Source organism: Lacisediminihabitans changchengi (assembly GCF_016634425.1).
Classification (GTDB): domain Bacteria; phylum Actinomycetota; class Actinomycetes; order Actinomycetales; family Microbacteriaceae; genus Lacisediminihabitans; species Lacisediminihabitans changchengi.
In genome coordinates this window covers 30,041-52,056 of the sequence record NZ_JAEPES010000002.1, presented here as the reverse complement: position 1 = coordinate 52,056, position 22,016 = coordinate 30,041, and the positions used below count along the sequence as shown (strand labels likewise).

Sequence of the window (22,016 nt, the reverse complement as noted above, 5' to 3'; positions counted from 1 at the left end):
TATCCTTCGGCGTTTCGCTGGTTGAGTAGGCCGCGACGAACGAGCAGCCGTATCGAGGCCCGCTCGGGCGCTACTCAACCAGCGGCAGCTCAGACGTTGTCGCCCCCGGTATCGTCGGCCTCGTCCTGCGCGACGCCGCTCCAGCTCCACTCGGTGACGGCGGGGATGTCGACGCCGTATTCGCGGGTGTACGCGCGGGCCTTCAGCCGGGCATCCTGCATGTCCTGCCGCAGCCCGGCCTGGCGCTCGCCCAGCCCCGGCACCCGGTCGAGCGTGTCGATGACGAGCTGATAGCGGTCGAGACTGTTCAACATCAGCATGTCGAACGGCGTGGTGGTCGTGCCCTCCTCGATGAACCCGCGCACGTGCACGTTGGCATTGCCCGCGCGCTTGTAGATGAGACGGTGGATCAGCCACGGATACCCGTGATACGCGAAGATCACCGGCTTATCCGTGGTGAAGATCGCGTCGTACTCGCGGTCACTCAGCCCGTGCGGATGCTCTGTCGAATTCTGCAGGCGCATCAGGTCGACGACGTTGACCACACGCACCCGCAGCTCCGGAACGCGCTCCTTCAGGATGCTGACCGCCGCCAGCATCTCGAGGGTCGGAACGTCCCCGGCCGACGCCATCACCACATCCGGCTGCTCGCCGGCGACCTCGCTGCCCGCCCACTGGAACAGGCCAAGGCCGCGGGTGCAGTGGTCGATGGCCTGGTCGATGGTCAGCCAGTTCGGCGCCGGCTGCTTGCCGGCGACCACGACATTCACATAGTCGGTGGTGCGCAGGCAGTGGTCATACGTCGAGAGCAGGGTGTTGGCGTCGAACGGCAGGTAGACCCGAACGATGCTGGCTTTCTTGTTGACGACGTGGTCGATGAACCCCGGGTCTTGATGCGAGAAGCCGTTGTGGTCTTGCCGCCAGACGTGCGACGACAGCAGATAGTTGAGCGAGGCGATCGGGCGACGCCATGGCACAGCCTTCGCCGACTCCAGCCACTTGGCGTGCTGGTTGAACATCGAGTCGATGATGTGGATGAACGCCTCGTACGAATTGATCAGACCGTGTCGACCGGTGAGCAGGTAGCCCTCCAGCCATCCCTCGCACTGGTGTTCGCTGAGCATCTCCATCACGCGGCCGGCCTTCGCCAGGTGGTTATCGAGCTGGTCGATCGGCCAGCTCTCCGCATCCCACTGCTTGTTCGTCACCTCGAACACGGCCTGCAGTCGGTTGGATGCGGTCTCGTCCGGCCCGAAGATGCGGAAGTTCCGCGGATTGCGGGCGATCACGTCGCGCAGCCAGCCCCCGAGCACCGCCGTCGCCTCCACTGCGGTTGCTCCGGGGCTCGGCACGTCCTGTGCGTAGTCACGAAAATCGGGCAGGTCGAGCGGCGTGCGCAGCAGCCCGCCGTTCGCGATCGGGTTAGCGCTCATCCGCAGATCGCCGTCCGGGGCGAGTGCGGTCGCCTCGTAGATCGGGGCACCCGCCTGATCGAACAGCTCCTCCGGCTTGTAGGAGCGCATCCACTCCTCCAGCAGCGCGGTGTGCGCGGGGGTGTCTTTCGCGTTGGCGAGCGGCACCTGGTGCGAGCGCCAGTTGTTCTCGGCCGGATGTCCGTCGATCTCCTTGGGGCAGGTCCAGCCCTTGGGAGAACGGAAGATGATCATCGGCCAGGCTGGGCGAGACGTGAGGGTGCCGGCCGCGGCATCCGCTTTGATCTGCGCGATCTGGTTGAGCACGGTGTCGAGGGTCGCCGCGAAGCGCTTGTGCACCTCGATCGGGTCTTCGTCGTCGAAGCCCCCGGAGACGATGTACGGCGTGTGGCCGTAGCCGCGCATCAGCTGCAGCAGCTCCTCCTCGGGGATGCGCGCCAGCACGGTCGGGTTAGCGATCTTGTAGCCGTTGAGATGGAGGATCGGCAGCACGACGCCGTCGGTCAGCGGGTCGACGAACTTGTTCGAGTGCCAGGCGGTGGCGAGCGGGCCGGTCTCGGCCTCGCCGTCGCCGATCACCGTGGCCACGAGCAGGTCGGGGTTGTCGAAGGCCGCACCGTACGCGTGCGAGAGCGAGTAGCCGAGCTCGCCCCCCTCGTTGATCGAGCCCGGCACGTTGGGGGCAGCGTGCGAGGGGATGCCGCCGGGGAACGAGAACTGCCGGAACAGTTTGCGGATGCCGTCCTCGGTCTGCGGGATCTGCGGATACAGCTCGCTGTAGGTGCCGTCGAGATAGGAGTTAGCGACCATGCCCGGGCCGCCATGGCCCGGCCCGGTGATGTAGATCGTGCTGAGGTCGCGCTCGCGGATGGCCCGATTCAGCTGCGCGTAGATGAAGTTGAGGCCGGGGGTGGTGCCCCAGTGTCCGAGAAGACGGGACTTGATGTCATCCGTCGTCAGGGGCCTGCGCAATAGCGGGTTGTCGAGCAGGTAGATCTGCCCGATGGAGAGGTAGTTGGCCGCGCGCCACCAATGATTGAGGCGCTGCAGGGTTTCGGCGGAAAGGTCTTTCGGTTCGACGTACTTCCACGGTGTCATGGATTGATCCAACCCCACCGGCCGCCGCATTGCTATGGGCTTTGGTCCCCCCTCGGGAGGCGGCGGTCGAGTAGCAATCGCGGAGTTGCTACTCGGCCGGCGTTCTACGGGAGGATGTGCCCCGCCGCCGTGAACAGGCGGTACCACTCCTGGCGGGTGAGCGGAATCTCCGACCCGGCCGCCGACTCGATCACGCGCTCGGGTTTGGTGGTGCCGAGCACGACCTGCAGGTTCGCCGGGTGACGGGTGATCCAGGCGACGGCGATGCCGGTCGGGGTCACCTCGTACTTCACGGCGAGCTCGGCGAGCACGTCGTTCAGTTCGGCGAAGTGCTCGCGGTCTCCGAGGAACACTCCGTCGAAGAAGCCCTTCTGAAACGGCGACCAGGCCTGCAGGGTGATGTCGTTCAGGCGGCTGTAGTCGAGGATGCCGTTGTCGCGGTCGATCGACTGGTCGAGTCCGGCCATGTTGGCCGCGACCCCCTGCGCGAACAGCGGAGCGTGGGTGATGCTCAGCTGCACCTGGTTGAACGCCAGTGGCTGGTTCACCGAGCGCTTCAACAGTTCGATCTGGCCGGGCGTCTGGTTCGAAACGCCGAAGTTGCGCACCTTGCCCGAGCTCTGCAGCTCGTCGAAAGCCGCGGCGATCTCATCCGGCTCCATCAGGGTGTCGGGACGGTGCAGCAGCAGGATGTCGAGGTACGGGGTGTTCAGCGCCGTCAACGATTCGTCGACCGACTCGAGGATGTGCTCCTTCGAGAAGTCCCAGAAGCCGTTGCGAATACCGGTCTTGGACTGGATGATGACCGACTCGCGCTCCGCGTCGGTGAACGTGATCGCCTCGCCGAAGCGCTGTTCACAGCCGTGCGTCGTCGCACCGTACACGTCGGCGTGGTCGAAGAAGTTGATGCCGGAGTCGATGGCGGTGCCGACCAGGTTCTGCACTTCCGTGTCGTCGAGGTCGGCGATCCTCATGAGCCCGAGGATGACGTTGGAGGCCTCGAGCGTGGTCTGGGGAGGGGTGAAAATCTTCATCCCCCCATGATGCCCGCGCCGCAGAAATTTTCTCCCATCCGCGTCATAGTTGCGCCGCGAAAGCATCTCTTCCGGTGGAGGGCACAGTGTCATGCGCCCTCACGCACCCGCTGAATCAAGGAGGATTCATGAAGCTCAGAAGGCTCACCCGCTCCCATTCCGGTCGTATCGTGCTGGCCGCGGTGCCGGTGGCGATCGCCGCCAGCGTCTTGATGGGCGGGGTCGCGCAGGGCGCTGTCCCGGTGTCGTTCTCGGTCTCCGGCAGCCAGTTCCAGATCGGGGCATCGAAGCTCGAGGGCACGGGCTTCTCGCAGTATGCCGGTGTCGCCACCGATACCGCGGGCAAGGACCACCAGGCCGCGATCGCGAACATCACGTCGGCGACGCTCTCCGATCTCTGCCAGTCGGTCGTCACCGACACTCCGCTCGGCAAGATGGGCGTGCTCATCACCGCGGGCGGTGGGGGCAAGCCGGCGTCGGCGAGCGACCTGCAGATCGGGATGACCGACCTCAAGGGTGACTCGAGTTTCACCAACATCCGTATCGGTGTCGACGCGTCGACGGTCAAGACAGACGCCAAGGGTCAGGCCGGTGACTTCGCTCAGGATGCCGACGGCATCAGCATCTCGAACCTGCAACAGACCGCGTGGTCGACCCAGGCATCCGTGTTCACCTTGACGGGGATGCACCTGGAGCTCACCGACGGAAAGACCTGCTTCTAATGCAGGGCTTGAGAAACTGGTGTCGTAGTCGGCCGACCGTCGGCGGGCTGCTCGTCGCGCTCGCTGGCGTCGAACTGTTCTTCTCCGGGCAGCTCGACATCGGCAAGTTCCACGTGCAGCTCGGCATCGAGGGGCTGCAGGCGACGATCGTGCCGATCGCCTTGGTCGCGCTCGGCATCCTCGCCATCGCCATGCCGGTGCACCGGATCTTCTACGGAGTGATCGCCCTCGCGCTCTCGGTGTATTCGCTGATCGGGGTGAACCTCGGCGGTTTCGTCATCGGGATGCTGCTCGGTGCGGTCGGCGGTGTGTTGGTCGTCGCCTGGATGCCCAAAGACGTCGCGCCGGAGGAGTCGCCGGATGACTCCGTTACCGACAGCCCGTCCGGTGAGGAGTTCGACGCGATCGCCGCCACCCCTGATGACGCCGACGAGTCGCAGGATGAGCACGCCGACGAGGGGGCGAAGCGCCCTTTAGCGCGCGGCCGGCGTTAACCGGCCAACGCTCCCGAACCACGGCGGCGGTCGCCGCTGTGCTGGTGCTCGCCCTGAGCGGCATTGGTGCGGCGCGTGCCGAGCCTGCCGCGCTGTGTCTGCCGATCATCATGCCCTGTGCGGCGCCGAGTACTAGCCCGTCGCCGACCCCAACCTCGTCGAGCACCCCCAGCAGTCCGCCGAAGGCTCCCGGTATCGCCGTTCCGATCCCGCTGCTCGGTGTCACTCCGGGGCAGCCCGCGGTTCCGGCGGTGCCGGGGACGCCGGGCGAGACGCCACCGCCGACGCCGGTTGCGGATGACTCGGCCCCGACGTTCACGTTGCCCGCGGCGACTCTCGGCGGATCGTCCATCACGATCTCTGGACTTCACGGAATCGCCGTGGTCACCGTCCCACTCGCCGACGGCTCCCGAGCCACTGCCCTCAAGGTGAGTGCCGACGACGTGGTCGTCACCGACTTCGTGCTCGACGTGCGCAAGTCGACCGGCCCGTCGCTGGTGAGCACGTCTGACCGCATGGAGCTGAACGGCAACGTGCAGGTCTACCTAGATTCGGCGACGGCAACGCTCGGCGATGGCACGGCGCTGAACTTCGGCGCAGCCACACCGCCGCCCGGAAACGAGCTGCCGCCGGAGTTGCTGCGCGTGAGTCTCGGGCTGGTCGGGGTCACCGCGAACTCGATCTCCTTCGCCAACTCGCACCAGCAGCTGAAGGATTAGCTGGCCGGGCCTCGATACGCGGCCTTGTCCCTCGGGCGCTGCCTACTGCGCCAGGGTCCCCACGATCGACGTGAACCCGATGAGGGCGGCGATCACCGCAGCCGGCATGCCGATCAGCACGACAAGGATCGTGACGACGCCTCGGCCCCGGTGTGTTTCGTAGCGACGTTCGGGTTCGCGGCTCGTCAGGCGAAGGCCGTCGACATCCGTTGCTCGCGAGGCGACATTGCGGAATCCCGCCGCGGAGGCGGGTTGCTGCCGCGCCGTTCTACTTGCCATTGCCGTACCCCCGCGCACAACGCTAGGCGCGAGCGAAGGGCATCGCACTACCCCAGTGCGGGGTGGCTCGATCACGCGATGTCGCACAGTCAGCTGACCAGCATCACCCTCCCTCCTCGTCGAGGAATCTGGTCGGGGTCGATCCAGGGTGGTGGAATGAAATACGGAACCTCATCGCGCATCACGATCTCCCATCCGTCGTCGTGCACACGGTGGTGATGGAACGAACACAACGGAATCCCATTGGCCAGGTCAGTCGGCCCACCGTTCGACCGCCAGTGCACGTGATGCGCATCGGTGTAGCCCGGTGGGTGCCCGCACGCCGGGAACGCACATCCGCAATATCACTCTGCCAACGCCTGACGTTGGGCGCTGCTGAATAACCGCCGTGACCGACCCACGTCGAGCACTTCACCGCAGAACGGGGCTGCTTGTTCGAGCTCGTGCAAAATGACCGCGGCGGCGTCGACACTGACAGCGCCGGTGGTGAGTGCCTCACCGAGTGCCGGGTATCGGGCCGGCAGAGCGGACCCATCTAACCCGGTTGCCTGTCGGTTTGCTTCGCCGACCTCACACAACCGGTCACCCTCGGAGGCGCTGAGCTACCACAGTTCGGCGAGAAAGGGTCCCGGAGTGGAGTGCGCTGCTCGTCATGCCAGCCCGTCGGTGCCGAGGTGTGGCAGCGGCCCACGATTATCCGTGGTCCTGAAAGAGGGAAACCGGAGTAAACAGGAACCGGTACAAGACGGAGGCACCGTGGCCAGACTGATCTATTCGAGCATCAGCTCCCTCGACGGGTACATCGCCGACCGTGACGGCGACTTCCGGTGGGCGGCACCGGACGCCGAGGTACACGGATTCATCAACGACCTGCAGCGCTCCAGCCGCACCTGGCTGTTCGGCCGCCGCACCTACGACGTGATGACTGCGTGGGAGACCATCGACAATGACGCACCCGAAATGCGGGATTTCGCAGAGCAGTGGCACGCAGCCGACAAGCTGGTCTTTTCCCGCACCCTTGATCGCGTCGACACCGCCCGCACCGATCTTCGCCGCGACTTCGATGCAACCGAAGTTGCGCGCCTCAAAGACCGCTCCGAACACGATCTGGTGATCGGCGGCCCAGGCATCGCGGCTGAAGCATTGCGCGCGGGGCTGGTCGACGAGATCCTGCAGTTCGTCTGCCCGGTCGTCGTGGGTGGCGGAACCCGGTTTCTCCCCGACGGACTCCGGATGTCGCTGCAGCTCCTCGAGGAACGTCGGTTTGACGCGAGCGACGTGGTCTATCTGCGCTACCGCGTCGCCTGAGCGTCGAAACGCACAACCCCCGTCGTCCTCATCGGACCACGGGGGTTTCGTATCGTGCGGTGAGAGAAGTTACGCGATGCCCACCGCGCGACGCGCGTTGGTTGCGCGCACCTGTGACGGCAGCGTGAAGAGATCGATCAGGATGCCAATGCCGAAGATCCCGACAGTGAAGATGTACAGCACTCCCATGCCGCCCTTGCCGAGGTAGAACTTGTGCGCTCCAAGGACGCCGAGCAGAAGCAGGAAGGCGTACGCGGCACCGACCGATCGCGGCGGTAGCGCCGGTGCCGACGCCTGCTGCACGTAGACGTTGGTGACGGCCGGTCCCTGCGGTGTTGCGGTGGGCACGGCAGTCGGCTCGGGCGCAACGGCGGTGGGCTCGGGAATAGTGATGTCGCTCATGGATCTCCTAGGGTGGCGGGCAATGAGTCGACCGTAGCGGCTTGTGAGTTCCTCTCGAATCCCCCAATGCAGGGATCCCCCGATCAGGGGTGGCTCGACCGAAACGGCAGGAAGAAGTCCCGCAACTCCTGCGCGTACACCTCGGGCTGCTCGATCGGCGCGAAGTGCCCGCCCGCTGCCGGCTCCGAATGGAAGACCAGGTTGGTGCTTCGCGAAAGCCGCTCCGTCGGCGGCCGCACCAGGTCGCCCGGGAAGATCGAGAAACCCGACGGCACCTCGACGCGACGGGACAATTGCGACGGCGGGATCGCGGCGTTTACCCGGTACATCCGCACTGATGACCCGATGGTCTCGGTCAGCCCCGGCCCACGACATCCGCCCCCCCCTTCCGCCATCCGCCCACTTCCGAAATGAAGGCCTTTCGAGCTCGAGCGCGGCGCGTCGTCGGCGAAACGCCGCACCACGCGAGGAATTTCCTGCATTTCGGAAGTGACGAGAAAGTGACAAGGAAGTGACGAGGAAGTGACGAGGAAGTGACGAAGAAGTCATCAGCAATGCCTCGGAAGTCAGCAGTAACAGAGCATTGCGCACCGACGGGGCAGAATACGGGGATGACGCTCGATCCCCGCCTCGCGCGGCGCACCCACGAGGACCGCCCGACCGGCACCAGCAAAGAGAGCGCCGATGCCGCGTACCGCACCGACCTCGAGCGCATCGCCATCTCGCCGTATTTCTCGCGGCTGTCGGCGGTGACCCAGGTGCTGTCCCAGAGCGATTCCACCCAGATGGTGCACAACCGGATGACCCACTCCATGAAGGTCGCGTCCGTCGCCTGGACCATCGCCGCCGACCTCGGCACCCGCGAGGAGTTCGCGCCCACAATCGCCGCCCTGGGGGGATGCGACCCCTTGGTCGCCCAAGCCGGCGGGTGGGCGCACGACATCGGGCATCCGCCGTTCGGGCACAGCGGCGAGCACGCTCTCGACCGACTGGCGAAAGACCATTTCGGCCTCAGCGAGGGCTTCGAGGGCAACGCGCAGACCTTCCGCACCCTGGTGGAACTGGATGTCTGCGACGCCGCCACCACGGGCCTCAATCTCACCGCGGCTGTCCGGGCGTCCGTGCTCAAGTACCCGTGGAGCCGTCGTGTTGTGCACCCGACGAGCGACTTCCCGCTCGGGGCGCGCCCGGCATCCGATGGCTACGGGCCGGCGAAGATGTCGGCATACGTGCTCAATCTGCCCGAGCTCCAACTGGTACGGGAGTCCTATCCGGCGATCGGCCAGTGGCGGCAGACGCTCGAGTGCTCGGTGATGGATCTCGCCGACGACATCACCTACGCCCTGCACGACCTCGACGACTTCTACCGCGTCGGCGTGCTGAGCTACGCCGAGGTGGAGCGCGAGTTCCGAGGCTGGCTCGACGCGCGCGGTGCGGACGGCGGCCCGGGAGCCGCGCTGGAGGCGCTGCGGCTGAAGATGCACCGCAGCGACCCGTGGATCGCCGACGACGATCGCTTCGAGCAGGCGGTGCGCAGCGTGCGCGACGACCTGGTCGAGGGCGTGCTCACGGTGCCGTTCGACGGTTCGCTGGCGGCCCAGCGCAACCTCTCGTCTTTCGTCTCGACCTGGCTCGCGCACCTGCAGGCCTCGGTCGTAGTGACGGATGATCCCCCGGCCCGTTCCGGCTACATCCGCCTCGCACCGCAGGCCTGGCACGAGATCGCGATCCTCAAGTTCGTGCACCGCCAGTTCGTGTTGCGGCGCCCGGAGCTCGGCATCTACCGCTCGGGCCAGGAGTTCGTGCTCGGCACCATCGTCGAAGCCCTCGATCTCTGGCTGCAGCGCCGCGACGACGGCCCGCGCGTACCCGCCCGCCTGCTCGACCTCATCGAACTTGCCAGCCTGGGCTACCGACGCACCCTCGCCGACCAGCCCGAACTGCTTGAGGGACAAACAAGCCGTGCAGACCTCGAACGGATGTCGCGGGGCCGCGGCGTCTGCGACTACGTGGCATCCCTCACCGACGCCCAGGCGCAGACCATGGCGCGCACGATAACCGGGCATCCGGTGCTGAACTGGGGCAGCATCTAGCCATAGAGCAATCGGGCGATGGCCGACCCCACATTCGACGCACCCCATATGGCGAGCGCGCCGATCACGAGCAAACGAAGTATTTTGCCGCCGCGAGTCGGCTCGGGCTTCGCTTGGCGCGCTGGTGCCGGCCTCGAGGATGGCGGGCGTCGATGATTCGTCGGTGCCCCGTGAGGGTTCGCAGCGGTCATTCCCCGCGCCGGCGTATCGCCGATCTCCGCCCGCAACCGCTCGAACCGCTGCATGACGCGCAGAGTGTTTGCGGCGTTCGGATCGACATGCCAGGTGTCGGGTTCTTCAGCTGCCAATCGGATCAGCGCGAGCTGTGTGTCGTCCATCTGCCGCGGGCGTGAATTCAGCCAGCGGAGCAGGTCAACAGCAGCGACAACCTCGGCCGGGTGCGCTACCCCTCGACGAGCGTCGCTAATCGAACGGTGTCCGATGAGCACAACCGCCGCGGACACCGTTACCGGGAAGCCTATTTTCGCGCGAAGCCGATTTGCCACGTCCGTCGCGTCTCGCTGTGCGTCTCGCATGTGATGTTTATCGGCGTTATTGACCCGCATGACGTGATCGCCAATCCAGATTCTCGCGTCGCGGTGATGTTTGGTGTTTAGCGCAAAGACTCCACCAGGGCCGATCAGGAGGTGGTCGACATCCTTCGTGCCCGCGCCGATGGGAACCGCGTGACGCACCATCCACTCAGGACCGAGCGAGCTCAGAATCCTGCCGACCTCGATTTCCCCGATCGCACCCATGTACCAAGACCAGGCGCTGTCGTGAAGTATCCGTCGACCGTTGGCGCGCAGCGACGATTCTGCGAGTTCGGCGGCGATCTGCACCTCCAGACACTTCTCGGCGACGGCATACCCTGGCCGGCGGGAGAGGAGGGCGTGGATTCCCGCGAAGTCAGTTCGCGCTTGCACCACGGACTTCCCACCAATGTCAGCCTGTTCTGACTTCACGATTTCGCTCACCGTTACCCCCGCAGAGACGCTAGCCGCGTCGGAGTCGAGGAAAAATCCCCAATTCGGGGCGGGCCGAAGCAGTGCCACCGGCAGCTACCCGCATCCCGCGAGAGTGCAAGCGGGTGCTGCACGAGGCCAAACGTCGGTACCGTGCGGGTAACCGCATGTGTTTCCGGCCTCACAAAGGACTCCTCCATGACCGATCCCGTCACTCCGCGCCGCGAACCCGGCGCCCCCGTCTACGACACCACGTCCACCGACGCCGCCGTCGCGGTGGACGGCACGCACACCCTCCGCCACGACGTCTTCGAGCGCGAGAAGGAAGAGTTCGGTGGGTTCAAGTTCGGCTCGGCGTTCTTCGGCTGGCTCACCGCCACCGGCACCGCGGTGTTACTGACCGCGCTGGTCAGCGCCGCGGGCGCAGCGGTGGGGCTTGGCACCAATAGCGGCTCGACCGGCAAGGCAGCGGATGCCGCGGCCGACAACGCAGAAACCGTCGGGGTCGTCGGCGCCATCGCCCTCGTCGTCGTCATCTTCATCGCCTACCTCGCTGGCGGCTACGTCGCTGGACGCATGGCGCGCTTCAGTGGCGCCAAACAGGGCCTCGCGGTGTGGCTGTGGGCCGTAGTCATCGCTGTTGTGGTGGCCATCATCGTCGCGATCGCCGGCAGCCGGTTCAATGTGCTGGCGAATCTCAACAGCTTTCCGCGCATTCCGCTTGACGAGGGCTCGGTCACGGTGGGCGGCATCATCACCGCCATCGCGGTCGCGGTCGCCAGCCTGCTCGCTGCGCTGCTGGGCGGCCTCGCTGGCATGCGCTACCACCGCAAGATCGACCGCGTCGGGCTGGGCCGCTGATGATCAACGCACAGAATGTCGCGAGCCTCATCGGCGTTGCCGTGGTCGACGCCGACGGCGAGAAGATCGGCACCGTCGGGCAGATCTACGTCGACCCTGGCTCGGGTCAGCCGAACTGGGCAACCGTAAAGATGGGGCTGCTCGGACGGTCGGAGTATTTCATCCCGCTTGAGCGCGCAGACGAGATCGGCGGCGACATCCGCATCCCGTTCTCCAAAGAGATCGTGAAAGATGCGCCGAGCGTCGACGCGTCCGGCTCGATTGGCCAGGAGGAGCAGACAAGTCTTTACGCCTACTATCGCGGGATCACCGGCCTGGTGCCGGTTGAAGGCGAGGTCTCTCGCACGCGCGACATCGATCTGCACCTGCAGACCGATTCGAGGGATACAGACCCGCGCACGCCGACGGCCTGAGGGCTCAGGCCCGAACGGGTTCGGGGGAATCATGACACCTCTCGGGGACCGGCAGCGAGCGGTCGACGAGTTGGCACCGCTGGAGCCGGCAACGAGGGGGCGGCTGCAACACATCCTGTTGCTGGCGAACCAGGCGTTCAGCGCGGAGTCCGCGGTGATCACGGTGCTCGACAAAGACCACCAGCGGGATCTGGCAGGCACCGACGAGCTCGACGTCGACCTGTTGAGAGAGCTCGCCCACATGGTGCAACACGAGCTATGGCCCCATGTCGCCGACCCCGAGGCAGGTTAGGCGCGGCACATCCCGCACCCCGAGCGGCATGCCGCATAGGCTGACCCCATGCCACTCATGGGGCCCACTCCTCCGCCCGAACTGCACGTGATGAGCTACAACATCCGTCGCCGCATGACGAACCTCAACCCGGTGCTCGCCGACCGCTGGCCGCACCGGCAACCGCTACTGAAGCAGCTGCTCGAGGAAGAGCGCCCCAGCATCCTCGGCGTTCAGGAGGCCCTTCCCGAGCAGGCCACCTTCGTGCGCCACGCCCTGGGCGAGCAGTACCGGTCGATCGGTCACGGGCGCGAAAAGAACGGGCGCGGTGAGGGCTGCCCGATCTTCTACGACCGCGAGCGCGTACGTCTGATCGACTTCACGCAGACCATGCTCTCCGACACCCCCGACGCGCAGGGCTCCTCGACCTGGGGCAACCGCACGCCCCGCGTGATCGTCGACGCGACCTTCGCCGACGTCGCCACCGAGACGCGCTTCCACTTCATCAACACACACTTCGACAACCGCTCCCGCACCTCGCGCCTGCGCAGCGCCGATCGGTTGCGGGATGTCGCGCTCGTCTCCGGCCTGCCGACCATCATCACCGGGGATTTCAACACGGATGCAAACTCCGAAGTCCACACCGCCCTGTTGGGCGATGGCCGGCTGGTCGACACCTGGGATGCCGCGGACCGCCGCGTCACGGAGGTCTGGGGCACGTTTCTCGATTACCACCCGCCGAAGCACGACCACAAGCGCATCGACTGGATTCTGACGACCCCCGGCGTGAGCATCGAGAAGGTCGGCATCAACACGACCCGCTTCGACAGGGGCTGGGCGTCAGACCACGCCGCCGTGCAGGCGGTCATTCGGGTGGCGCGCTGACTAGACGGTCGAGGACTGGCGATGCTCGATCAGGGTTGCTTTGTGCCCACGGGTCGATCGACGAGCGGGATCGCACACGAGTTCACCCGTGGTCCAGGGGTCATCTGAAGGGCAGCGCCGCGAGCGTTTGACACGAAGATGCCCGTGACCACAGCTGACGCGGCCGCGAGCACGGCCATCACGATCATCGCCGACGAGTATCCCCGGTCGACAGCCAGCGCAAGCTCCATCCCACCGGTCGATCCGATCAGCACCGGCACCAAGGCCGTCACGAGCAGGGCACCGACGCGGGATGCGCCGTCATTGATGGCGGACGCTTCTCCGAGATCGGCGTCTCTCACTGCGGCGAGAACCGAGGCCGTGAGTGGGGTCACCAAGAGCCCGGCACCGAGCCCCCAGGCCAACGCGCCGGGCAGGATCGCCTGCACGTAACTCTGGCCCGGGCTCGCACCGGAGAGCAGAACAAAGGCCAGGGCCACCGCCGTGATTCCCGCGACCATGAGCCAGCGTGGGCCGATGCGCGTCACGAGCACGCCGCTGAGGGGCGAGAGAAGCAGGAACACCGCAGATTCCGGGATGAGCACGGCACCCGCCTGCGCCGCGGTGTAGCCCAGCTGCAGTTCGCATCGGAGCACGAGCAAGTAGCCGGCCGCGGCCATCCCGCCATAGAGCAGCACGGTCGTGATGTTGATCGCCGAGAACTGGCGGGAAGAAAACAGCGACAGGCGCATCATCGGCGAAGGACTCTTGCGCTCGACGAGCACCAGCCCGACGAGCGCGGCGACACCCACCACTCCCGCCAGCACCACCAGCGGCTGCAGCCAGCCCGCCGACGGGCCTGCCGTGAGTGCGTAGGTGGTACCGCCGAGACCGACGACGGCCAGGAGCGCGCCCGGGAGGTCAGCGTGCGCCGTCTTCACTTTCTTCACGACTTCTGGCACCAAGCGCAGCACTATCAGCGCAAGCACGATGATTGGGATGTTGAGCAAGAACACCCAACGCCACGACGCGTTGTCTACCAGCCACCCGCCGGCGAACGGCCCGACGGTGGTGCCCAGGGTCGCCAGGCCCGCCCAGATACCGATGCCGCGCGCACGGTCGCCCATGCGTAACGTGCCGTTGAGCATGGCGAGACTGCTGGGCACGACGAGAGCTCCGCCGGCGCCTTGCACGACGCGCGCGGCGATCAGCCACCCGAGCGTGGGTGCGACGCAGCACAAGACGGAAGCCAGCAGCATAACCAGCAATCCGACCTGGAGCACTCGTCGCCGGCCGAATCGATCGGAGAGCGATCCAGAAAGAAGCAGTAGCGAAGCCACAGTGAGCAGGTAGCCCGTGACGACGAACTGCAGCTCGGTGGCGCCCCCGCCGAGGTCGCGCTTGATGGCAGGCACAGCGACGTTGATCACGTTCGCATCGAGAAAACCGACGATCGACGACAGAACCGTAGCGACAATGAGCCAGGCCCCCGCCGCGCTTCGCAGCGCAACCAGCGGCCGCTGAGTCTCAGCGCTGTCTGGGGCGCTCATGCGTCGAGCACGGTCTCGTCCGTGGGCTGGGACACACAGATCAACACGTTCGATGGCTCGGGACGCTCGAGCGGTTCGGTCGAATACTCGACGTCGCCGCTGAGCAACCCGGTGATGCAGGTGTGACAGACCCCCGTGCGGCACGACCACCTCGTCGAGACGTCGCAGGCCTCGGCAAGCTCCAGCAGCGACTGGTATTGGTCCGACCAGTTCACGGTGAGCCCGCTTCGTGCGAACGTGACCGCCGGGCCCGTGCCGGGCGCACCTGCCGGCGCGTGCGGGGTGACGGCCGCCCGTTGCACAACCCCTGGATTCATCGAGCTCAACGCCGAGAAGATCTCCGAGTGCACGTTTGCGGGAGCAATGCCGATGTCGATCAGCGACGATGTCACCATGTCATTGAAGGCCGTCGGCCCGCAGACATAAGCGCTCGACGCCGCGGAAAAACCCAGACCCCGCAACCCCTCAGAATCGAGTCGCCCGAACGTCGTCCCGGCCACCGGCTGATCTCGTGGCGCTTCGGCTCTCGTCAGCCACACGAACGACCGAGCGTTGGGAAGCTGCTCGAGCAGTGTCTCTACCTCGCAGGCGAGCGCATAGTCGGTTTCGGTTCTCGATACGTGCAACCACCACACCTGCCGATCCCGCTGCGTGGATGCAATCGACGCAAGCATCGCCAGCACCGGAGATATCCCGATCCCGGCCGAGATCAGAACCACCGGTTCGTCCGTCGAATCGAGCACGAATTCCCCCCGAGGGGCGGCGACATCGACGACGGTGCCCACGGTCAGTTGGTCGTGGATATACCGGCTGACCGTTCCATGGTCTTCGCGCTTGACGCTGATTCGGTAGTACGACTCGTTCGGTGGGGCGGAGATCGAATAACTTCGCACGGCCGCCACGCCATTCACCGTCAGTCTTAAGGTCAAGTACTGGCCCGGCCTCGCCGCCGGCAGCGCCGCCCCCGACTTGTCGGCCAGGTACACCGACAAGACGGAGGGTGTTGCTCGCTCGGTTTTGACCACGGTAAACGGACGAAAACCTGGCCAGGCGGGCTCGCTGCCGATCACCAGATTGGCGTCGATGGTGTTGCCCGCGTCCGCGGCCGCCAGAATCTCCTTGAACGACTGTTGCCAGCCCGGGCTCAAGGCCGGCACGTCGACGGCGAGTTTCAGCATGTCGTGCGAGCGGTTTGAGAGATACAGAAGGGCATCGATGTCGGCCACCTTGAGGCGATGACGCCCCGATTCGACCTTGACGATCGAGTCGCCCGCCTGAACCTCGCCTTCTTCGATCACCCGGAAATAGAATCCTGGTCGATGGTGGCCGACGAGCAGGGACGCCATCTCTGCAACGCCCAGGCGTATTCCCACCCGGTAACACGTCACTCGGGGTTGGGTTACCTCGAACGTGGCATCGCCGATGCGGTACCGGTCACCGATGCACACTTCGCTGTCAGGGAGGCCACTGATGGTGAAGTTTTCACCAAACGTGCCTGGCGTCAGGTCATCGCGCTTCAGGTTCTCGGTCCAGTAGTCATAGGACTCCTGCTGGTAGACCATCACCGCACGGTTCTCCCCGCCGTGGCCAGCCAGATCGCCTTGCCCATCGCCGTCGACGTTGAGGCGTCGAACGAGCCGTGCACCATCGACCGGGTACTTGTAGACGCCGGTGTGCACCGTCTTACCGTGCCACGAGACGTCTTTCGGCAGCCCCACGTTCAACGACAGCAGTGTGCCGACGGTAGTCTCGACGCCGCGTTCTTCGGTCATCAGCCATCCCTGCAAATGGCGGTCGCCTACCCGCGTCGTGATGCGGCAATCAGCCAACCGGTGGCCTTAAAGTATCCCCCGTTGCCCCGAGAAGCACCACGGTCGAGGCGCAGGATGTCAACCCGTCTCATTGCAGCTATCCCCTCGGCACGCCGAGCGGCATGATGGAAAGGCGAGACGAGAGAGACGAGATGCCATGACCAAGCGCGACTCAGACGATTTCGACGTCCAGGGCCTGAATCCGGATGACACCGAGGAGGAGCTGCACCCCTCGGCGCCCCTTCCCTCACCGCCCGACGATGCCGATGATGATTTCGCCGAAGAGCCGGACTATGAGGAGAACGACGGATAACACGCTCCCTCCTCCCCGGAGGCGGCGATTTCCTTCAGCCGACGCGACTACCGTTAAGCCATGACTTCCCCCGAAACATCCGAGCCAGAAGCTCCCACCACCACCTTTGCCGATCTCGGACTCGGGGCTCCGGTTCTCAAAGCACTCAAGGATGTCGGCTACGAAAGCCCGTCCGCCATCCAGGCCGCGACGATCCCGCTGCTGCTCGAGGGCCGCGATGTGCTCGGCGTTGCGCAGACCGGCACCGGCAAGACCGCGGCCTTCGCGCTGCCGATCCTCGATCGACTCGACCTGTCGCAGAAGACCCCGCAGGCACTCGTACTCGCCCCGACCCGCGAGCTCGCGCTGCAGGTCTGCGAGGCGTTCGAGAGCTACTCCTCGCACCTCAAGGGCGTGCACGTGCTGCCGGTCTATGGCGGCCAGGGTTACGGCACCCAGTTATCCGCTCTGCGTCGCGGCGTGCATGTCGTCGTCGGCACGCCCGGTCGCATCATGGACCACCTCGAAAAGGGCACCCTCGACCTCTCGCAGCTCAAGTACCTGGTGCTCGATGAGGCCGACGAGATGCTGAAGATGGGCTTCGCCGAGGATGTCGAGACGATTCTCGCCGACACCCCCGACGACAAGCAGATCGCGCTGTTCTCCGCCACGATGCCGGCGCAGATCCGCCGCATCTCGAGCAAGTACCTGCACGATCCCGAAGAGATAACGATCAAGGCGAAGACCACGACCTCGGTCAACACCACGCAGCGCTACCTCATGGTCTCGTACCCGCAGAAGATCGATGCGCTCACCCGCATTCTCGAGGTGGAGAACTTCGAGGGCATGATCGTCTTCGTCCGCACCAAAAGCGAGACCGAGACTCTCGCCGAGAAGCTGCGCGCCCGCGGATATTCGGCCACCGCCATCAGCGGCGACGTGCCGCAGGCCCAGCGCGAGCGCACGGTCGAGCAGTTGAAGAACGGCAAGCTCGACATCCTGGTGGCAACGGATGTCGCGGCCCGCGGTCTCGACGTCGACCGCATCTCCCACGTGATCAACTACGACATCCCGATCGACACGGAGTCGTACGTGCACCGCATCGGCCGCACCGGTCGCGCCGGACGCAGCGGTGCCGCCATCAGCTTCGTCACCCCGCGCGAGCGTCGCCTGCTCGACCAGATCGAGCGGGCCACGCGCCAGCCGATGGTCGAGATGCGTCTGCCGAGCGTCGATGACGTCAACGTCACGCGCCTCACCCGCTTCGACGACGCGATCACCGCGGCGCTTGCCGACGAGGCGCGTCTCAACGAGTTCCGCGACATCATCGCCCACTACGTGGCGCACCACGATGTGCTGGAAACGGATGTCTCCGCAGCCCTCGCCATCGTCGCGCAGGGCGACACCCCGCTGCTGCTGTCGCCCGACGACCCCCGTTTCGCGCGTCAGGCTCGCGAGCGCGAGGAGCGTGGCGCCGGGCGCTTCCGTGACGACCGCCCGGAGCGCCCCGAGCGCGAGCGCCGCCCGCGTGACCCGAACAAGCAGCTCACGGCGTACCGCATCGAGGTCGGCAAGCGTCACCGGGTCGAGCCACGACAGATCGTCGGCGCGCTCGCGAACGAGGGCGGTCTGAGCCGCGAAGACTTCGGGCACATCGACATCCGTCCCGACTTCTCCATCGTCGAGCTGCCCGCCGACCTGCCGCGCGACACCTTCGACAAGCTCGCCGCGACGCGCATCAGCGGCAAGCTGATCGAAATCAAGCCCGACCGCGGCGGCCGCCCGAAGCGTGACGCGGGCGCTCCCTACCAAAAGCGCGAGCGCCGCTAGCCGCACGGTCCCTGAGCTTTTGTCGAAGGGCGCTACTCCGCCGGTTGAGTAGCGCCCGAGCGCCCGCGCGAGGACGCGTATCGAAACCCCTCAGGCCGTGATCTCGATCCACCACCGGAGCGGCCGACCTGGCGAGAGCATCGCAACTTCTTCATGCGCCATTGCCTCCGAGGCAAGATCCCCGCGGCCGGTTGTCGGCTCGACGGAGAACACCGGCCCCTCAGCGAACTCCCCGTTGTCCCAGAACAGGCCCAGGTACGGAAGCTGTGCTGCGCCCCAGCTCAGCGACACAGAACTCCCGCCTGGGCCGGCGATAGCGACCGAGTCGATCGGCGTGCCTGGCTCGACGAAGGTCTTGAGCGAGCCGCCGTGCGGTGCCCAGTCCGCGAACGATCGATCGTCGAAAACCAGGTAACGTCCGGCGACCGGATGATGTTCGATCAGGTTCGGCAGCACCGGTGTGCCCAGGTTGGAGAACGACAAGGCCGATTGCGCTGTCGAGCGAAATTGCGGATGCGCCGTCCACAGCAGCGGCACCGCGACCGGCGCCGAGGTGGTGGCGCTCCACTCGATCCGGAAACCGGCGGTCGTTGACCTGATGGTGCGCGTCAGAGTCGCGTGAATGCTGGGCAACGCGACCCACAGACGAAGGTGCCCGGGAGCGACCTCCTCTTCGGCCCATGGCACGCTCCACGCCTCGCCGTGGTCACCGACCCGGGTTCCGCCGGGAAGCACGTCAGGTTGCACGGTGGGGACGACCTCATCCCATCCCCCCATCCCCGGATGGATGAACGACGGCCGTGGGCCCCCCTCGGTGGTGGGCCGGCTCGGCGCAAGCCACTCGACGCCGTCGGCGGTGGTGAGGCTGACAATCCTCGCCCCGTTCTCGACGTCGACGACCAGCCGGAGTCCGTTGCCGCCGGCCAGAGCCACCGTCATGCAGGCAGACCGATGCGACGTTCCTTCGAACGCAGCTGCTGGATGATGACGGCGATCACGAGGAGAGCGCCCTTGGCGACGTTCTGCCAGAAGGCGTTGACGTCGAGGAGCGTCATCCCGTTAGTGAGGATGCCCAGCAGGATCACGGCCAGGATCGTTCCCATGATCGTGCCCTTGCCGCCCTTGAGCGCAGCGCCACCGAGGGCAGCAGCGGTGATCGACTCCAGCTCCAACCCCTCGGAGCCTGACACCGGTTGCCCCGATCCGGTTCGTGCGGTGATCAGGATGCCCGCAATGGCCGCGACTGCCCCCGTCACCATGTAGACGCCGAGGATATAGCGGTTGATGTTGATGCCTGCCAGCCGCGAGGCGATGTCATTGCCGCCGACCGCATAGATATTGCGGCCGATGCTGGTGTAACGAAGCACGACATGCGCCAGGATGGCCGCGACGATCAGAACGACAATGAGCGTCGGGATGCCGAGAAGAGTGCCGCGGGCGAGGAAGACGAAGAACGGGTTCGCTCCGGTATACCCCTGCGCTCGACCATCCGACACCAACTGGGCGATGCCCTTGAAAGCGGCGAGAGTCGCCAAGGTCGCGATCACCGGGTTGACCCGCCCGAAGACGATGATGCACCCGTTCAACAGCCCACAGATGATTCCGATGGCCACCGCGCCGACCACCCCAAGCGCCGGGCCCGCGACGGTGAAGATCATGGCGGAGGTGACGGACGTGAGCCCCGCGATCGACCCGACAGAGATGTCGAGCGCGCCCATGATGATCACGACCGTCTGCACGACGGCGAGGAGCCCTGTCACCGCGATCGCGGTTCCGATCACCCTGATGTTGTTCAGGCCGAAGAAGAGCGGATTCTGGGTGCCGATGATCACCACGAGCACGGCTATAGCGATCAGGAGCGAGATATTCTGCACGCCGACGGCGGCGAACACCCGTCGGATCGGCGAAGGCGCAGCAACCAGGTCGCTGGCGGGGACTGCTATGTCAGTACTGGACACCGGAGTGTTCCTTTCGAAAGGTGGGAGTCACGAAGCGTCGGCGCTGCGAGATGGGACGTGCTGTGTCGAGGTGTCGGACATGGCCAGGGCGAGGATCGACTCCTCGGTCGCCTCGGCGCGATCCACGGAACCCGCGATTCGACCACCGGCCATGACGTAGATCCGGTCGGCGAGTCCGAGCACCTCGGGCAGCTCGCTCGAGACGACCAGGATTGCCACTCCTTGTTGTGCAAGCTGGTCGATGATGGCGTAGATCTCCGCCTTGGCTCCGACATCCACCCCGCGCGTGGGCTCGTCGAGCACCAGCAGGGTTGGTCCGAGCGCCAGCCAGCGCGCGAGGACCACTTTTTGCTGGTTACCACCGGACAGGTTCTTCACCAACTGCTCGCTGGAGGGGGTACGGATGCGGAGTTGGCCGATGTACTTGGTCGCTACCGCCTTCTCCGCCCGCGAGCTGATAAACCACCCCTTCGCTATCCGCGACAGGCTGGCCAGCACGATGTTGTCGCGCACCGTACGCTGCATGATGAGCGCTTCGGCCTTGCGTTCCTCCGGCGCGAATCCGATTCCGGCGGCCAGGGCATCCGCTGGAGACCGGAAATGTGCTCGCTCTCCATTGACGAAGACCTCGCCACCGCGGATGGGCAGGTCGCCCACGATCGCTTTCATGAGCTCGCTGCGCCCCGCACCGACGAGCCCGGCGACGCCGACGACCTCCCCCGCCTTGACGGTCATGGTGATGTCGTGCACATCGTCGGTCGTGACGTTCTGCAGATGAAGCACTGTCGCGCCGGCGGGCTGCCGCTCGCGCTGAAACATCTGGGAGAGATCGCGGCCGACCATCATGTGCACGAGCTCGTTGTGGTCGGTGTCCTGGGTCTTCTTCGTTCCCACGAGTTTTCCGTCACGGAGCACGGTGATGCGATCGGCGAGCTGGAATATCTCGTTCATGCGGTGCGAGACATACCCGATGGCTTTTCCTTCCGCCCGCAACTGCCGAATGAGCCTGAACAAGAGCGTCACCTCGTCGTCGCCGAGAGACGATGTTGGCTCGTCGAAGCAGATCACCCGAGGGTTGTCGATGACCGCCCTCATGATCTCGACAATTTGCCGTTGCGCCGCAGACAGCTGGCTGCCGATTGTCGTCGGGGAGATGACCTGGTCGAATCCGTAGCGAGAGAGGTCGGCCGCCGCACGCGCCTGAAGCTTTCGCCGGTCGAAGAAGAAGCCCTGCACTCCCAGCGATCCTACGTAGATGTTTTCGGCGACCGAGACGTGCGGCACGATTTCGGGCTCTTGCGAGATGACTCGAAGACCTGCCGCGTGAGCGTGCGCCGGGTCGGTGAAGTGCACTTCGACGCCATCCAACGTCAGGGTTCCGCTGTCGGGAACGTAGTCCCCTGTCAGGATCTTCAAAAGCGTCGATTTTCCCGCCCCGTTCTCCCCCATCAGCGCCGTGATCTCGCCCGATCGCAACTCCAGGGTCACCGCATCGAGCGCGACGATGGGGCCGAAGCTCTTGCTGATGTCGCGAGCGCTGAACGTGACGGCGTCGGTACTGGCTTCGGGTTGGGCCTGCTGTAGTGACATGCTGCATCTCCAGGGAAAGTGTGAGTGCG

22 protein-coding genes are annotated in these 22,016 nt (G+C 65.7%); 11 read left to right on the top strand and 11 right to left on the bottom strand.

Translation table 11 applies throughout. The features are described 5' to 3' along the window. Positions 1-89: 89 nt before the first annotated feature. A complete protein-coding gene (locus IV501_RS05800; protein ID WP_200555513.1) occupies positions 90-2,531 on the bottom strand; it encodes a phosphoketolase family protein in 2,442 nt (813 codons plus the stop codon). 104 nt (positions 2,532-2,635) lie between these two features. Then, positions 2,636-3,565 (bottom strand): aldo/keto reductase, encoded by a 930-nt coding sequence (locus IV501_RS05795; protein WP_200555512.1) that lies wholly within the window; start codon positions 3,563-3,565, stop codon positions 2,636-2,638. Between the two features lie 128 nt (positions 3,566-3,693). Here IV501_RS05795 and IV501_RS05790 point away from each other — a divergent pair, with 128 nt between their 5' ends. Genes IV501_RS05790 through IV501_RS05780 form a run of 3 tightly spaced genes read left to right on the top strand, consistent with a single transcriptional unit; the run spans position 3,694 to position 5,500 of the window. Then, positions 3,694-4,287 carry a DUF6230 family protein gene (locus tag IV501_RS05790; protein WP_200555511.1) on the top strand — a complete coding sequence of 198 codons (594 nt, stop codon included), beginning with the start codon at positions 3,694-3,696 and terminating at the stop codon, positions 4,285-4,287. Further along, positions 4,287-4,781 (top strand): DUF6114 domain-containing protein, encoded by a 495-nt coding sequence (locus IV501_RS05785; RefSeq protein ID WP_372430741.1) that lies wholly within the window; start codon positions 4,287-4,289, stop codon positions 4,779-4,781. The genes IV501_RS05790 and IV501_RS05785 overlap by 1 nt, the downstream gene beginning before the upstream one ends. Before the next feature lie 38 nt (positions 4,782-4,819). After that, a complete protein-coding gene (locus IV501_RS05780; protein ID WP_200555509.1) occupies positions 4,820-5,500 on the top strand; it encodes a hypothetical protein in 681 nt (226 codons plus the stop codon). 42 nt (positions 5,501-5,542) lie between these two features. Here the strand turns inward: IV501_RS05780 and IV501_RS05775 are convergent, their stop codons facing one another. Beyond that, entirely contained in the window at positions 5,543-5,779 is a 237-nt protein-coding gene (locus IV501_RS05775) for a hypothetical protein (RefSeq protein ID WP_200555508.1), read from the bottom strand. Between the two features lie 756 nt (positions 5,780-6,535). Between IV501_RS05775 and IV501_RS05770 the strand changes: the two genes are divergently transcribed. After that, positions 6,536-7,087 (top strand): dihydrofolate reductase family protein, encoded by a 552-nt coding sequence (locus IV501_RS05770; protein ID WP_200555507.1) that lies wholly within the window; start codon positions 6,536-6,538, stop codon positions 7,085-7,087. A 69-nt stretch (positions 7,088-7,156) separates the two neighbouring features. Here the strand turns inward: IV501_RS05770 and IV501_RS05765 are convergent, their stop codons facing one another. Continuing rightward, positions 7,157-7,489 carry a TM2 domain-containing protein gene (locus tag IV501_RS05765; protein WP_200555506.1) on the bottom strand — a complete coding sequence of 111 codons (333 nt, stop codon included), beginning with the start codon at positions 7,487-7,489 and terminating at the stop codon, positions 7,157-7,159. Positions 7,490-7,572: 83 nt separating this feature from the next. Next, positions 7,573-7,884, bottom strand: a complete 312-nt coding sequence (locus tag IV501_RS05760; protein ID WP_200555505.1) for an alpha/beta fold hydrolase — start codon at positions 7,882-7,884, stop codon at positions 7,573-7,575. Positions 7,885-8,100: 216 nt separating this feature from the next. Here IV501_RS05760 and IV501_RS05755 point away from each other — a divergent pair, with 216 nt between their 5' ends. Next, complete coding sequence (locus tag IV501_RS05755) at positions 8,101-9,582, top strand: deoxyguanosinetriphosphate triphosphohydrolase family protein (RefSeq protein WP_200555504.1); 1,482 nt, start codon at positions 8,101-8,103, stop codon at positions 9,580-9,582. Here IV501_RS05755 and IV501_RS05750 read toward each other — a convergent pair. Beyond that, positions 9,579-10,559 carry a nuclease-related domain-containing protein gene (locus IV501_RS05750; protein WP_200555503.1) on the bottom strand — a complete coding sequence of 327 codons (981 nt, stop codon included), beginning with the start codon at positions 10,557-10,559 and terminating at the stop codon, positions 9,579-9,581. The genes IV501_RS05755 and IV501_RS05750 overlap by 4 nt on opposite strands. Before the next feature lie 186 nt (positions 10,560-10,745). Between IV501_RS05750 and IV501_RS05745 the strand changes: the two genes are divergently transcribed. The 4 genes from IV501_RS05745 to IV501_RS05730 are packed head-to-tail and all read left to right on the top strand — an operon-like array spanning position 10,746 to position 12,977. Then, on the top strand, positions 10,746-11,408 hold the full coding sequence (locus IV501_RS05745) for a hypothetical protein (protein ID WP_234698338.1): 663 nt from the start codon (positions 10,746-10,748) through the stop codon (positions 11,406-11,408). Further along, complete coding sequence (locus tag IV501_RS05740; RefSeq protein WP_200555502.1) at positions 11,408-11,821, top strand: PRC-barrel domain-containing protein; 414 nt, start codon at positions 11,408-11,410, stop codon at positions 11,819-11,821. Before IV501_RS05745 ends, IV501_RS05740 begins: the two co-directional genes overlap by 1 nt. A 31-nt stretch (positions 11,822-11,852) precedes the next feature. Beyond that, entirely contained in the window at positions 11,853-12,113 is a 261-nt protein-coding gene (locus tag IV501_RS05735) for a hypothetical protein (RefSeq protein ID WP_200555501.1), read from the top strand. Positions 12,114-12,161: 48 nt separating this feature from the next. Then, a complete protein-coding gene (locus IV501_RS05730; RefSeq protein WP_200555500.1) occupies positions 12,162-12,977 on the top strand; it encodes an endonuclease/exonuclease/phosphatase family protein in 816 nt (271 codons plus the stop codon). Between the two features lie 29 nt (positions 12,978-13,006). Here the strand turns inward: IV501_RS05730 and IV501_RS05725 are convergent, their stop codons facing one another. Next, complete coding sequence (locus IV501_RS05725; RefSeq protein ID WP_200555499.1) at positions 13,007-14,506, bottom strand: MFS transporter; 1,500 nt, start codon at positions 14,504-14,506, stop codon at positions 13,007-13,009. Then, positions 14,503-16,185 (bottom strand): MOSC and FAD-binding oxidoreductase domain-containing protein, encoded by a 1,683-nt coding sequence (locus IV501_RS05720; protein ID WP_200555498.1) that lies wholly within the window; start codon positions 16,183-16,185, stop codon positions 14,503-14,505. The genes IV501_RS05725 and IV501_RS05720 overlap by 4 nt, the downstream gene beginning before the upstream one ends. Positions 16,186-16,474: 289 nt before the next feature. Between IV501_RS05720 and IV501_RS05715 the strand changes: the two genes are divergently transcribed. Next, entirely contained in the window at positions 16,475-16,630 is a 156-nt protein-coding gene (locus IV501_RS05715; RefSeq protein WP_200555497.1) for a hypothetical protein, read from the top strand. Between the two features lie 60 nt (positions 16,631-16,690). Continuing rightward, complete coding sequence (locus IV501_RS05710; RefSeq protein WP_200555496.1) at positions 16,691-18,439, top strand: DEAD/DEAH box helicase; 1,749 nt, start codon at positions 16,691-16,693, stop codon at positions 18,437-18,439. Positions 18,440-18,529: 90 nt separating this feature from the next. Here IV501_RS05710 and IV501_RS05705 read toward each other — a convergent pair whose 3' ends face one another. The 3 genes from IV501_RS05705 to IV501_RS05695 are packed head-to-tail and all read right to left on the bottom strand — an operon-like array spanning position 18,530 to position 21,987. Continuing rightward, positions 18,530-19,378 (bottom strand): hypothetical protein, encoded by an 849-nt coding sequence (locus tag IV501_RS05705; RefSeq protein WP_200555495.1) that lies wholly within the window; start codon positions 19,376-19,378, stop codon positions 18,530-18,532. After that, positions 19,375-20,397, bottom strand: a complete 1,023-nt coding sequence (locus IV501_RS05700; protein WP_200555494.1) for an ABC transporter permease — start codon at positions 20,395-20,397, stop codon at positions 19,375-19,377. The genes IV501_RS05705 and IV501_RS05700 overlap by 4 nt, the downstream gene beginning before the upstream one ends. Positions 20,398-20,424: 27 nt before the next feature. Continuing rightward, positions 20,425-21,987 (bottom strand): sugar ABC transporter ATP-binding protein, encoded by a 1,563-nt coding sequence (locus tag IV501_RS05695; protein ID WP_200555493.1) that lies wholly within the window; start codon positions 21,985-21,987, stop codon positions 20,425-20,427. Positions 21,988-22,016 lie beyond the last annotated feature (29 nt).